The organism is Pseudoxanthomonas wuyuanensis, assembly GCF_900215535.1.
Lineage (GTDB): Bacteria > Pseudomonadota > Gammaproteobacteria > Xanthomonadales > Xanthomonadaceae > Pseudoxanthomonas_A > Pseudoxanthomonas_A wuyuanensis.
On record NZ_OCND01000003.1, the window covers coordinates 54,551 to 69,234 of the forward strand.

Genomic DNA, 14,684 nt, shown 5'->3' on the forward strand with positions numbered 1-14,684 from the left:
ACGGTTCGCCCGGTCCGGAGACCGGCTCGGCCAATGCGTTTTTCCCAGGGATGCCGGCCGTGTCCAGGCTGCGCCCGCGCCTTCTCCCACCCGCTTCGCGGGCACCGGTCCGGCCCTCACGCGTGGCGTTCGGTCGCTCATCGGTCCGCAGGCCAGTGGCCCGCAAGCAGACCTCTTTGCCCCGCGCGGGGAGAGGGGAGAAGCGCGCTAGTCCGCCAATCCGGCCGGTCTGCGAATGCCATTCTTCTCGAGCATGGCATCCAGCCGCCGTTGCGCGTAGGGCCGCTCGTCCGGTCCGGCATGGTCCAGGATTTCCTTCGCCAGCGCGTCGAACTGCGGCCAGAACTGCGCCGGGTGGCGCAGATGCTCGCACCACAGCGGCAGCATGCCGGCCAGGCGATCCAGCTCGGCATCCAGCTGCCGGCGGGCCATCATGGCTGCGGGCGCGGCCAGTGCGCCAGGACATGGTGGACGGACTGGTCATCGACCAGCGGGAAATGCAGGCCGGACTGTTCGATACCGTCCAGCGTCAACGTGGCCGGCCCGTCCGCGCTCTGCACCACTTCGATCTGGTACATGCTTTCGCCGTGGCGGTATTGCAGGCGATAGCCCGGCCAGTGCGCCGGGATGCAGGGTTTCAGCCGCAGCTGGCTGCCATGCCGCTGCAGACCCAGCAGCGATTCGGTCAGCAGCCGGTACATCCATCCCGCCGAGCCGGTATACCAGGTCCAGCCGCCGCGCCCGACATGCGGTTCGACAGCGTAGACATCGGCCGCCAGCACATAGGGTTCGACCTTGTAGCGGGCGACGCCATCGGCGTCCTGCGTATGGCTGATGGGATTGATCATGCGCGCCAGTTCCCAGGCGCGTTCGGCATCGCCAAGCTGGGCGAATGCCATCGCCGCCCACACGGCCGCATGCGTGTACTGGCCGCCGTTCTCGCGCACGCCCGGCACGTAGCCGCGGATGTAGCCCGGGTCCTTGCCGGTCTTGTCGAACGGCGGATCGAGCAGCTGGATCAACCTGGCCTGGCGACGCACCAGGTGCCGGTCCAGCGACGCCATCGCCTGCCGCGCACGTTGCGGATCCGCCGCGCCCGACAGGACCGACCAGCTTTGCGAAATCGAATCGATCCTGCACTCATCGCTCAGTTTCGAACCCAGCGGCGTGCCGTCGTCGAACCAGGCGCGCCGATACCATTCGCCGTCCCAGGCATGCGCTTCCAGGCTCTCCTGCAGCAACTCCGAGGCATCGCGGCAATAGCGGACGAAATCGCCGTCGCCGCGCGCCTGCGCGACCCGGCGGAACCGCTGCAGCGCGGCGAACAGGAAGAAGCCCAGCCAGACGCTCTCGCCCTTGCCGCCTTCGCCGACGCGGTTCATGCCGTCGTTCCAGTCGCCGGTACCGATCAGCGGCAGCCCGTGCTCGCCGAGCAGGCCATACGCCCGCTTCAGCGCACGCACGCAATGATCGTAAAGCGACGAGCGCAGCCCGGATGCCGTTGGCAGGTCGTAATAGGATTCCTCATCGGGACCGACCAACCGTCCTTCGATGAAGCGGATGCGTTCGTCCAGCACGCCGGTATCGTCGGTGACGTCCAGGTAGCGGCAGACCGCCAGCGGCAACCACAGATAGTCATCCGAGCAGCGCGTACGCACGCCGCGCCCTTGCGGCGGATGCCACCAGTGCAGCACGTCGCCCTGCGGGAACTGGTGAGCCGCGCTGAGCAGCAGGTGGGCGCGGGTCAGCGCCGGCATGGCGTGCACCGTGGCCATCGTGTCCTGCAACTGGTCGCGGAAGCCGAAAGCGCCGCCGGACTGGTAGTAGCCGCTGCGGGCCACGTACCGGCAGGCCAGGGTCTGGTACAGCAGCCAGCCATTGGCCAGCGCATCCACGGCCGGTTCCGGCGTGGCCACCCGGATCGTTCCCAGCGTATCCAGCCAATGCATGCGGACCGCGTCCAGGCTGTCGTGCGCGACGGCCTGGCCCTGCACGCGCATGGCCAATGCGGTGGCGGCCGGATAGTCGATGGCGGCGCCCAGGCGGAAGATGGTCTCGCGGCTTTCCCCCGGCTCCAGATCCATCACGACCTGGATCGCCGCACACGGGTCCAGCCCGACCCCCAGCCTTCCGGACAGCCGCTCGCGCTGCAGCGCCGCCGGTGCGGCCAGGCTGCCGTTGCGGCCGATAAACTCGGCGCGGTCGGCTGTGAAGGCGCGGTCCTTCGCGTCGGTATCGAAGAACGCCACGCGCCCGTTGAAGGCGGTGTTGTAGGGGTTGCGCGCGGTCAGCGCGCCGGAGGCTCCATCGAGTTCGCTGACCACATGCATCTGCGACCTGGCGCGGATGTCGCCCAGCACCCATTCCACGTAGCCGGTGGCGGAAAGGCGGCGCGCGCGCGCGGACAGGTTGCGCAACCTCAGCACCGAGAACTTGACCGCTTCTTCCAGCGCCACATACACCCAGAGTTCGCTGGCGATGCCGTCCTCGACGTGCTCGTAGACGCTGTAGCCGAAGCCGTGGCGGGTGCGGTAGGCGCCGCTGCCGGGGCAGGGCAATGGCATTGGCGACCAGACCCGGCCGGTTTCCTCGTCGCGCAGGTAGAACGCTTCGCCGCCGGTGTCGGACACCGGGTCGTTGTGCCACGGCGTCAGCCGGAACTCATGGGCATTGTCGAACCAGGTATAGCCGGGCGAACTTTCGCTGACCACCGTGCCCAGATGCGGGTTGGCCATCACGTTGGACCACGGCGCCGGCGTCGGCGCGCCTTCGCGCAGCACGCTGACGTACTCGCGGCCATCGGCGGAGAACGCGCCGGTGCCGTTGTCGAACAGGACCGGACCGGCGGAAGGTTCGAACGGCCATGCCTCCTCGTCCTCGTCCGGCGACCGGTGCGGCGGCAGTCCCGACAACGAATCCTCGTCCGCCGGCAGCAACTCCGGCTGGTACGGCACGGCGGGAGGGCCTTCCGGAAACAGCAGGGCCATGCTGCGCTCGGGCGGGACGTGATGGCCGACCTGCGCGGCCAGCGTGCCGTTGCGGTCGCAGACGATCACCCGCGCGATGGTCTGCAGCAGAATCCGGTCCTCCTGCGAGATCTGCTGCGCCGGCCGTACGAAGATCCCGCCCGGGCGTTCGAGCACGTTGAATTCGGGATCGGCCGAAACCATGCCCAGGATCTGTTCCTGCAGCTGCTGCCGGTAGCTGGCCTGGCTCTCGTTCCAGATCACCAGATCCGCATGCAGGCCCTTGAGCCGCCAGTACGCATGCGCCTGCACCATCTGCCGCACCAGTTCGATGTTGTCGGCATCGGCGATCTGCAGCAGCACGATCGGCAGATCGCCGGAGATCGCATGCCCCCACAGGCCGGACTGGCCGCGGCGGTTCTGCAGCAGGATTTCGCTGTCCGCGCGCAGGAACGGGTGGGTATAGATCATCAGCCCGGCCAGCCGTTCGTAAAGCTGCGCATCGGCCTGCGATGCGTTGATCTGGCGCCTGACCACCTGGCTATGGGTCCATGCCAGATCGAACACGCGGTCGGCCAGGTGGCGGTCGCGGTACTTGTCGATCAGCGCCGCGCAGGCGTCGCGGTCGCCGCCGACGCCGCTGACCATGTCGATCAGCGCGGTCTGCTCCGGCGCCAGCAGGATCCGGCAGCGGATCGCCACGATGGGGTCCAGCACCGAGCCGGCCGAACCGGACAATGGCTCGTGCCGGGTCAGCGCCTGCGGCCGGCGCGGCGTGTTGCCGCGGCCCAGGAAACGCGCGCGGTCGGTCTCATAGGAGATCTCGCTGATGTCGGCATCGTGCACCGCCACCAGATGGAACATCCACGGCGGGACTTCGTCGTGCGAACGCGCCCGCCGCGTGCACAGCAGCGCCTGTTTTTCGGCAACGATTTCGCTCTGCACGAACAGGTTGCTGAAGGCCGGGTGCATTTCGTCGGCGATGGCCGGCGCCAGCACCACTTCGGCGTAGGTGGTGATCTCGATCATGCGCGGCTGCCGCGAACGGTTGCTCAGGCGCAGCCGGCGCAGCTCGATATCGTCCTCGGCCGAGATGGCGATTTCCAGGTGGGTTTCGAAGCCGCGCTTGCGGCCGCGGAATTCGGCCTTGGCGTCGGAGAAGATGGCCTCGTACTGGTCCACCGCCACGCAGGCCGGCTGATAGGCGGCGGACCAGAACTCGCCGCTTTCCACATCGCGCAGATAGCAGAAGCTTCCCCAGTGATCGCGGGTGCCGTCCTCGCGCCAGCGGGTGACGGCCATGTCGCGCAGGCGGCTGTAGCCACCGCCGGTATGGGTCAGCAGGGCGTGGTAGCGGCCGTTGGACAGCATCTGCACGGCCGGTCGCGGAGTTTCGGGGCTGCGGAAGACGCGCAGCTGCATCTCGGTTTCCGACTCGGCCAGCGCGGCGCGCGCGATGTCGGCCTCGGCTTCGTGCGGATGGAACACGCCTGCGCGCGGAACGCGTTCCTGCAGCAACAGCAGCGTGGCCTGGAATTCGGCATCGGCAACAAAGCGCTTCTGCATCGGCTGATCGCGCAGCAGGTAGTCCAGCGCCAGCAGGCCCATGCCCTGGTGATGGGCCATGAACGAGCGTACGACCGCGTGCTCCTGCCCGGGCGGTACCCGCGACGGGGTGAAATCGATGGCCTCGTGCAGGCCGTACTGCCCGCCGAAACCCATCTCCGTCATGCGCTGCAGATTCCTGCAGGCGGCCTCCGGCGCGACCATCAGCGCCATCATGCTGGCGTACGGCGCCACCACCAGTTCCTGGCCCAGGCCGCGCTTGAGCCCCAGTCCGGGCACGCCGAACGCGCGGTACTGGTAGTTCATCCGCGCATCGACCGTGTTGTAGCCGGATTCGGAAATTCCCCATGGCACGTTGCGCTGCGCGCCGTAGGCGATCTGCGCATCGACCGCATGCCGCATCGTCTGATCCAGCAGGGTGTCCGGATAGCTGGGCATCACCAGCTGCGGCATCAGGTATTCGAACATCGAGCCGCTCCACGACAGCAGCGTGGCCGCGCCGTTGACCTCGGTCAGCAGGCGGCCCAGCGCGAACCAGCCTTCCTGCGGCAGCTGGCCCTGCGCGATGGCGACAAAACTGCCCAGCCTGGCTTCGGATGCCAGCAGGTCGTAATAGCTGGCGTCGACGCGGCGATCTTCGGCGTTGTAGCCGATCGCCAGCAGATGGCGGGCGCGATCGTAGAGAAATTCGTACTCCATCAGCGAGTGCTGCCCGGCCAGGTGCGCCAGCCGTTCCAACTGGTGGATGCGGTCGCGCGCGCGCTGCTGCGCCAGCTCGCCGTGCGATCCTCTTGCCAGCTCGCGCAGGCTGGGGATGGCCTGCGCGCCGGCAGGACCGGTCGGCGCGTCCTGCGGCGGCGGCGGCCAGGGCGCGAAATGCTGCAGCTCGGCCTGCGCCGCCAGGCAGGCATCGACCAGCATCGCCGGCCAATGCGGCGCCGGCTCCGGTTCGGCCGCATCGGCGGCTGCCGGCCACGCCGCGGCGATCGTCTGCGCCTGCGCCGACAGCCAGGCAAGCACGGTGTCGGCATCTGCCACGGTGGCCGGCGGCTGCGCCAGGATGGCGTCGAGCCGGTTGCGGAACATCACCAGCGCCTGTTCCAGACCGTCGTTGTCGCCTGCCGCGGTCCAGCGCGCCTCCTCCAGCACGCCCAGGGTGTCGGACATTCCGCAGAACGTGCACGGCGCCAGCACCGGCGCGTCCACCAGCGCCAGCAGTCCCTGGCGCAGGGTCAGCAGGTGCCCGGCCAGATTGCCGCTGTCGACGGTGGAAACGTAATGCGGGGGCAGCGGTTGCAGGGTCTGGGTGTCGTACCAGTTGTAGAAGTGCCCGCGATAGCGCGGCAGCGATTCCATCGTCGCCAAGGTCAGACGGCTGCGTTCGATCACCCCGCCGGTCTGCAGGTAGCCCAGGTCGTGCGCGGCAAGGTTGGCCAGCAGCGACAGCCCGATGTTGGTCGGCGAAGTGCGATGCGCCACCAGCAGGCTGGGGTGCTGCTGGATATTGTCCGGCGGCAGCCAGTGATCCTCGGCGTGGACATGGGTTTCGAAGAATGCCCAGGTGCGGCGCGCCAGTCGGCCCAGGAACGCCAGTTGCGCTGCCGACAGGTGCGGGCGCCGCGGCCTGACCGGACGGCCCAGCCAGGCCAGCAGCGCCGGCGAAGCGATCCATAGCGCCAGGATCGGGGCGGCCACCCACAGCGCCGGCGGGTTAGTCCACCCCAGCAATACGGCTACCGCGACAGCAAACAAGGGCGCAAACGCCATGCCCTGCAATTCCGCGCCGAAGCCGCTGCCCAGGCTGCGTTCCACTTCGCTGGACGGATTCCATTGCAGCAGCCGGCGGCGGCTGATCGCCATCCGCCACAGCGTGCGCACGATTGCGCCCAGGCTGTAGAACGCCTCATGCGGCAGGCAGGCCAGGTTGACCGTCGCGCGCCAGAGCTGGCGCACCACGTCCTTGCCCACCTGCAGCCAATGGGCTTCCAGCGCCATGTCGACGGGTTTCACCAGCGCATCGCGCAGCGCCGGGACCAGTACCGGCAGCAGCCACAGGCACAGCATCCACAGCGTCCACGCCAGCGGCCGCGGCAGCAGCGCCCAGCCCAGCACCAGCAGCGCCGTCGCCGCGGCCGGCACCAGGCTGCGGCGCAGATTGTCGAGCAGTTTGCCGCGCGAGAGCCACGACAGCGGATTGCGCTCGAAGCCGCCATGCATGCGCGGTACCCACGGCAACACCCACGGCAGCAACTGCCAATCGCCGCGTATCCAGCGATAGCGCCGCTTCACGTCGGCGGCATAGCGTGCAGGATAGTCCTCGAACAGGCGCACGTCGCTGACCAGTCCGGCCCGCGCATAGCAGCCTTCCAGCAAATCGTGGCTGAGGATGCGGTTTTCCGGAAAGCGGTCCTCCAGCGCCGATTCGAACGCATCCACGTCGTAGATGCCCTTGCCGACGAACGAGCCTTCGCCGAACAGGTCCTGGTAAACGTCCGACACCGTGCGCGTGTACGGATCGATGCCCGGTTCGGTGCCGAACATGCGCGCATAGCGGGTAATCGGGCTTCCGCCCATGCTGCTGCCGATGCTGGGCTGCAGGATGCCGTAGCCGCGGGTGACGCGGCGGAAACGCGGATCGAACCGCGCCTGGTTCAACGGATGCGCCAGCGTACCGACAAACTCGCGCGCCGCATCGCGCGGCAGGCGGGTATCGGAGTCCAGCGTGATCACATAGCGCACGCCGGTCAGCGCCTGGGTATTGCCGATGACGCGGATGAAATCGTCGGCGGCGCTTTTCCCGCGCAACAGCCGGTTCAGCGCGGCCAGCTTGCCGCGCTTGCGCTCGTAGCCCATCCACTTGCCTTCGCAGCGGTTCCAGCGGCGGGGACGGTGGAACAGGAAGAAGCGGTCGCCGCTTTCCGGCGCGTAGCGCGCATTGAGGCGCTGAATCTGTTCGGCGGCATGCGCCAGCAGCGCCTCGTCGCCGGCAAGATGTTGCTGGTCGGCATCCAGGAAGTCGGTCAGCAGCGCAAAATGCAGGTGGCTGTCGCGGTTGGCCAGGAACCGGATCTCCAGCCCGTCGACCAGCGCGTCGACCGCCTTGATGCTGCCGACCATGCAGGGTACCGCCACCAGCGTGCGCGAGGACGCCGGTATGCCGTCGGAAAAATCCATGCGCGGCAAGGGCCGCGGCGGCACCAGCACGGTCACCAGCCAGTTGATCAGGCCGATGCCCAGTTCGCTGAACGCCAGCAGGGCCAGCGCCGCCAGCAGCCCCAGCAGCGCCGGGTGAATCTGCGCCGCCGCTGCGCCGGACAGCAGGACGCCGGCGAACAGTGCGGCAATCAGCACGATGGGCGCCTGGTAGAGCGGCAACGGAATCTTGCGCGGAAGCAACCATAAGCGCCGGTCGGTGGACGCTTCCAGCGTTGCCCGGGTCTGCGCCAGGCCGTCATCGACCAGGTAGTAGCCCACATGGGCCTGGGGTTCGCCCGGCGTCGGATGGGCCTGCGCCATGCGCAGGGCCACGCACGCCACTTCCAGCTCGGCGCTGCCGCTGAGTCCGGCCAGCTTCTCCACCACATGCCGGTACGCATCGCGGGTGTTGAAATCCATCCCCGCGTAGGTGCCGGCCGGGTCCTCGCGCAGGGTCTGGTCGACGACGCTCATCGACTCCACGAACACGCGCCAGTCCATGTTGGACAGGAAGCGCAGGCTGCCGATGCTGTTGCTGATCGACACCTGGTCGGCGGCCTGCTGCTGGCCCTCGGCGTGCACCAGCTCCTCGATGCTGTGGCCGCCGTCGACCACCCATTGCTCGACCCAGAGCGCCGCCATCGACAGCAACGCCCCCCGCCCGTGCAGCCCCCGCGTCAGCTCGGCGACGAAGGCGCCGGTCAGCGGCGGCTTCGAACGCGCCATGTCGGCGATCACCAGCACCACGTCCTTGGGACGATCGGCGGCGGTCTGGTTGAGCAGTTCCGCCCATCCGGCGGCCAGCCGGTGGGCGCTGCCATCGCGCATCACCCGCACGGCGACCCGTCTCAGGTTCTCGATCAAGGCCAGCCGCAGCATGATCGGGATCGCCCACAGCTCGCCCAGCTTGAGCGGACTGACCGACTGATAGGCGGCCACGAAGCGGCTGATGGTCTCGGCGTCGATACGGCCGTCGCCATGGGCGATGGCCTGGGTCGACATGTCGTAGACCCGCGGCAGATCGGCCGATGGGCCTTCGCTCAGCGACGGCAGCTGGCGGCTGTAGCCCTTGGGAAGATGCCGCCGCGCGGTACGTATCTGCTCTTCGACCAGGTAATAGTTGTCCAGCAACCATTCGCCGGCCGGGCTGATCCGCACCTCGTCCTGCACCATCCGCGTCAGCATGGTGACGGCATCATCCAGCACGCCCTCGTTTTCCTTCAGGCGCGCAAGCAGCTGTTCCTGCCCGGATTGCGGATGCAGGCGGTGCGCATGCGCCAGCGCCCGGCCATAGACCTCCATCTGTTCGGCGCTGAGCAACTGCGAACGCAGCGGCTCTTCCATCCGCGGGATCTTCTGGATAGCCGAACGCTGCCAACGCCACAAACGCCGGCGCAGGCGCAACCAACGACTGAATATCCTCCAGGCGTGCGGCATCTCGGATCCTATGAGGGCGGATGGCCGTCGTTGCGCCCATCATTGCACTCTTGCGCGCGGCAGGTGTGAAAAACCGGCGGGCGGTGGCCGCAACCGTTAGGCCCAAAGGTTATTGGACACGGATAAAGGGGGATGGAAGGATGGAACACGCGGCTTGCCTTGCGCCCGGTCCGCGTTCATCCGCATCCAAAGGCCTTTCGATGCCCCGGCGATATCTCTCTGCAGGGCGGATCCGGGCCCGCCCCGCGCGGGCTGACCGGCGCCCCACGCAGGATGCGCCCGCGCAGGGCCGGGAACAGTGACGCCGGGCTTCTTGCCGTTACCCGCACTGCGGCAGAATATCCAGCGTGGGAATACGCGCAGGGGGAATGGGATGCCATTGAGGCTGATTGTGTTGGTCGTCGGCCTGCTGGTGATGCAAGGTTCCGCATTGGCATCGACCGGAGTACAGCCCAGCTACAGGAGCGCGCCGAAAATCTTCACCGGCGATGACGGGCTCCCGCAGGCGGGCGTGAATGCGATGGTCCAGACCCGCGATGGTTATCTATGGTTTGGCACCTTCGGCGGCCTGGCCCGTTTTGACGGGCTGACATTCAAGGTGTTCAGAACGCAACCGGCCCCGGATGGCGAGGGCGCGGACGGCTCCCGCAGCGGGCCGGCCAGCGACCGCATCCTGGCCTTGCAGGAGGACGACCAAGGGCGGCTGTGGATCGGAACCGAGGACGCGGGCCTGAGCGTGTACGAAAACGGCGGGTTCCGGCACCTGTCGGTCTGCGGCGGCACCTGCCAGGTCAACGGCATTCTCCAGGGTGCGGACAGGGTGATATGGCTCGCCAGCAGCATGGGGGTTCTGAAACTGGACCCGGCCAGCCGCCGCGAAACCCGCATCGAACAGTCCGGGCTGGCCGGCTTCATGCGCCTGGCCCGGGACCGGGAAGGACGCATCTATGCCGGCGGCAACAACGGACTCTTTGTGGTGTCCGGCCATCAGCTGCAATCCATTCCGTTGCCCGGCGGCGACAGCAGGGTGCAGGTGCTGGAAGCGGACGGCGGCCATCTTCTGGTGGGTACCGAACGCGCGCTGTACCGCCACGATCCGGCAACCGCCGGATGGCGCGCGCTGGGCGTCCAGTCGCCTGCCTATGCCACCCGCCACAGGGATGGGCAGTGGTGGGTCTCGCAGGTTTCCGGGCAAGTGGTGCGCGGGGACGGCCAGGGCGGGTGGACGCCGGTGCCGGAGCTGTCCGACATGGGCATCACCAGCCTGTCTTCGGACAACGAGGGCAACCTGTGGGCCGGCAGCGGCAGCAAGGGCCTGCTGCAGTTGCGCACTCCCCTGTTCGGTGTGCTTGCCGAGCAGCAACTGGGGACGCATATGGCTGGCCGCGCGGTGATTGCCGATGGACAGGGCGGTCTGTGGTTGGGGTCGGCCTGCGGGGGACTGCGCCATTGGCGGCGCGACGGCAGCATGCGCGCGCTGGCCATCCGCCATGTCCTGGGCAACGACTGCGTCGCCAGCCTGCTGCTGGACAGGCAAGGGGTGCTGTGGATAGGAACGGCCGCCGGCGGCCTGGCGCGGCTGGTGGGCGATGAGCTGGAACTGATCGCCCAGTGGCCGACCGCAGGGACGGTCAACCTGTGGCAGGACCAGAAGGGCCGCTACATCGTCAGCGCCGGCCGGTCGACGTTCGAACTGGAGATCGACCGCGAAGGCCGCGTCGCCGCGCGCCACCCCATCGAAGCGCTGGAGGGCATCAGCGTCGTCCAGATGGTTCCGGCCGCGCGCGGCGGCAACTGGTTCGTGGGCGACTACGGCATACGCCGGCTGGTTGGCGACCAGGTCGTCGAACAATGGACGCTGCTGGAAGGGCTGTCCTCGCGCTTTGCCCGCACTCTTTACGAAGACGGGACCGGCGCGTTGTGGGTGGGCACCTACGGCGGCGGACTCAACCGGATAGCGAACGGCCAGGTGCGCCGCTACAACACCGGCAATGGGCTGTTCGACGATACGGTCTCGTGCATCCTCCCCGATGACCGGGGGCGTCTGTGGCTGGGAGGCAACCGCGGCGTCACCCTGCTGCCTGCGCCGCAGGACGCGGCCGAGGACATCGAATCGGTCGGATACACGGCCAGCGATGGCCTGTCGCCGGCCGAAATCAATGGCGGCACATCATCGCCCTGCCATCGCGACCTGCGCGGCAGATTGTGGTTTCCCCTTGTGGAAGGATTTGGCGTTGTCGATCCGGCGGACGTACCGGATGCGCGTGCCGCCGTTCTCAAGCCGCACATCGAGCATGCCGCAATCGCGGGGCAACTCCAGGATACGGCCGATGCGATCCTGCGGCTGGGTGCGTTCGCGCGGAACCTGGAAATCCGCTACACCGCAATCAACCTGAGCATGCCGCGGGAAACCTATTTCCGTTTCCGCCTTTCCGGATTCGACCGCGACTGGGTCGAGGCCGGGCAGAACCGCAGCATTCTCTACCCCTCGATACCGTGGGGCGAGCACCTGTTCGAAGTGCAGGCGCGCGCGATGGGAGGCTCGTGGTCGCCGGTTCCGGCGCAGTTGCGGATCGTCCATCCGCAACCGTGGTACCAGCGCCCCTGGGTCTGGACCCTGGCGACATTGCTGGGTCTGCTGGTGCTGGTGGGCAGCACCCAGATGGAAAGAAGCCAGGCGCGGACCGAGGGCAAAAGAGCCACCCGCCCGGGCGCGCGGCGCTAGCCAGGTCCTGGCAGCGGCGAAGAGGCCTGTTTGCGGCCGCTGGCCCGCAGACCGATGACCGCTTGAGCGTTGTACGCGTCGTCGTTCCCGTTCCATCTTTTTTCTGCCTGCCTTCGACAGCCCGCATGGCCAGATCGGGCCGCCGGGATCGCAAACGGTCGGCGATGCTGCGTTCGTTGGTCATGGCAGCACGATTCATCGCCAGGCACGCTCCGGATGCTCCGGTTTCATGGACCATGAGTGATACGCGTCTCAAATCGTGAAGGTCCGTCATTCATCAAGATTGCATATCCCATCGATACTCGCGCGCTCGCTAGCAAGTGGCGCACCCGCGGCAGAAATCAGAACCTGCGCGTATCGCCTGCCTGCAGGCTTTGTTGTCGCGTTTGCTTGCGCCAAGGCGAATCCCTTCTCGGCGTCATGCCTGCATTGTTATGCAATAAAACGCAATTTTCAGAAATGATCATCTCCTTGTGATCGCTGCAATGGCCTCCTAGATTCGGCGGTGACTGCCGATGGATGCCTCCATTGCACGACCGGATGACTGCTCTGACCAGTATCGAATCTCTGCCGTTTTCCCGTGGTTTCCGCGGTTTGAACGGCCATCCGGCTGTTGCCATTGCGAATCCTGTGGACAGCAGTCACTGAGGCCGGCAGCAATCGTCAGCGCGCAGCCCCGCAAAACACGCCGGTCGAAATACGTAATCCTGGGAGGGGACACGTGATTTCCAAGTCCAAGTCTCAGCGCAAAGGTGACGGCTCTGTCGTCCCAGCCTTCTTCTTCCGTTCCGACCGCACTGCCGCACCGGCCGGATCGGAAAAACCCAAAAAGATCGATCCCCCGCGTATCGCAGCGGGGGTCCTGCTGGCATGGCGCTTCGGCCGTGATGCCTGGCGGGATTCCCGTTCGACCTTGCACCAACAGCACCCCATCGGATTTGCCCCTGCAGATCACCGCGTTCGCTCGTAACGGAGATACAAGTGATGAACAAGATTTATAGCGTTGTATGGAACCGGTCGCTCAATCAGCTGGTCGTCGCTTCCGAGCTGGCCGCGCTGGGGGGCAAGGCATCCGGCGGCAGGAAGGCTTCGCACCCGGCGGGAACGTTGTCCGCCGCCATCATGACTGCGCTGCTGGCGATGGGCGGGATGGGGTGGGTCGCGTCGGCGCAGGCGCAGTCGAATTGCACTGCGGCGCCGTACTACCAATACAACGGCAGCGCGACCTGCGCGGGTCAACTGGCTCAAGCGACTGCAGGCGGAGCCACTGCTATAGGCTATAACACCAGAGCTACGGGGCTGAATGGCGTAGCTGTCGGCTACCAAGCCATTGCCTCTGGAGTTAATTCCATTTATTTGGGTGCGCGCACCGGAGGAACCGGTGCGTCGGGCGACGGTGCCATCGGTATCGGCACCGACGTGTTCGCTACGGCTGGCGGTACTGTCGCCATAGGCATCCAAGCCAGATCGACGGGCACGGGCGCCTTGGCCATGGGGACCTCATCCAGGGCTTGGGGCAACCAGTCAATCGCATTCGGCCTGGGCGCGATTGCGGGTGTCGAGACCAACACGGCCTTGCCCAACGACATCGCGATCGGCGTCAATACGCGCGCTACCGGTGGTTTCAGCGTCGCGCTGGGCACAGCCGCAACTGCGACCCAGCAAGGTGGCGCAGCAATGGGCAACTCAGCCGATGCCACTGGAATTAATGCCTCCGCATTGGGGTCCGGGACAACCGCGAGCGCCACCAATGCGACCGCAGTTGGCGTGTCTGCAGAGGCCACCGGAGTCGCTGCCAGCGCCCTGGGTTCTTTCGCCAATGCCAGTGGCGGGGCTTCCGCTGCGATAGGTTCTGGCGCCAACGCCAGCGGGGCCAATGCGTTCGCCGGCGGCCGTTTGGCAGAGGCAAGCGATGCCGCAGCCACCGCTGTCGGCAACAGCGCCCGGGCGCTGGGAAATAGTTCGCTTGCGCTCGGAGCGCAAGCAGCCGCTTGGGGGGCCAGTACCGTTGCGGTCGGCCAGGGTGCGGGCGCGGGCTCGACGGCCACCAATACCGGTTCGATCGCAATGGGTGTAGCCGCCGGCGCGCTGGTCACCGGCGCGCAGAACACCGCCATCGGCGGAGGCATTGCCAGCGTGCAGCGCGGCGCGGGTTCGGGCGTCACCGGCACGCGCAACGTCGCCTTCGGCGTGGGCGATGGCACGGTCACCTACGATGGCACCCTGCAGGCAGCGGCGGGCAGCCTGGTCAGCGGCGACGACAATATCGCCATCGGCACCAACGCGGGCATCGGCGTCACAGCCGACGCAACCACGTCGATCGGCCTGAACGCGATGGCGAGCGTGGGCAACGCGGTCGCCATCGGTACCGGGGCAAGCGCGTCCGCGCTGGACGCCATCGCGCAGGGTAGCAGCGCGAACGCGGGCGGCCGGAATGCCATCGCCATCGGCTTCCAGGCGATCGCGTCGGAGATCAACTCCATCAATCTGGGCGCGCGCACGCTTGCGGGATCGGGCGCTACGGCAGCGGGCGCTATCGCTGTCGGCACGGACGTGACGGCATCGCAGGATCGCGCTGTCGCAATGGGCGTCGCAAGCCGGGCAACCGGCGTGGACGCGGTGGCGGTCGGAACCTGGACTACGGCGTCTGCCAACTACGCGACAGCGCTCGGCACAGGCGGTAACGGCGTGGCAACCGCCGTACGCGCCACCGGCATCGGTTCGGTGGCACTCGGTGGCAATGCAACTGCAGGTGCCCTTGCGTCGGGCACCAATGCCATCGCCATTGGCGGTAA

The 14,684-nt window shown here is 67.3% G+C and carries 5 protein-coding genes; 3 read left to right on the plus strand and 2 right to left on the minus strand.

What is annotated here, in order from left to right:
- Positions 1–207: 207 nt before the first annotated feature.
- Both CRO39_RS08030 and CRO39_RS08035 read right to left on the minus strand, forming a co-directional pair.
- Positions 208–432, minus strand: coding sequence for a hypothetical protein (locus CRO39_RS08030; protein WP_238394699.1), 225 nt, complete (start codon positions 430–432; stop codon positions 208–210).
- Positions 432–9,071, minus strand: a complete 8,640-nt coding sequence (locus CRO39_RS08035; RefSeq protein ID WP_238394698.1) for a GH36-type glycosyl hydrolase domain-containing protein — start codon at positions 9,069–9,071, stop codon at positions 432–434. Before CRO39_RS08035 ends, CRO39_RS08030 begins: the two co-directional genes overlap by 1 nt.
- Before the next feature lie 466 nt (positions 9,072–9,537).
- Here CRO39_RS08035 and CRO39_RS08040 point away from each other — a divergent pair, with 466 nt between their 5' ends.
- From CRO39_RS08040 to CRO39_RS08045, 3 genes are all read left to right on the plus strand, one after another.
- Positions 9,538–11,889: a ligand-binding sensor domain-containing protein gene (locus tag CRO39_RS08040; RefSeq protein ID WP_097121387.1), complete on the plus strand. Its 2,352-nt coding sequence runs from the start codon at positions 9,538–9,540 to the stop codon at positions 11,887–11,889.
- A gap of 721 nt (positions 11,890–12,610) precedes the next feature.
- Positions 12,611–12,859 carry a hypothetical protein gene (locus tag CRO39_RS20890; protein ID WP_176520177.1) on the plus strand — a complete coding sequence of 83 codons (249 nt, stop codon included), beginning with the start codon at positions 12,611–12,613 and terminating at the stop codon, positions 12,857–12,859.
- A 14-nt stretch (positions 12,860–12,873) separates the two neighbouring features.
- On the plus strand, positions 12,874–14,684 hold a 1,811-nt coding region (locus CRO39_RS08045), incomplete at its 3' end, for an ESPR-type extended signal peptide-containing protein (RefSeq protein ID WP_280523255.1).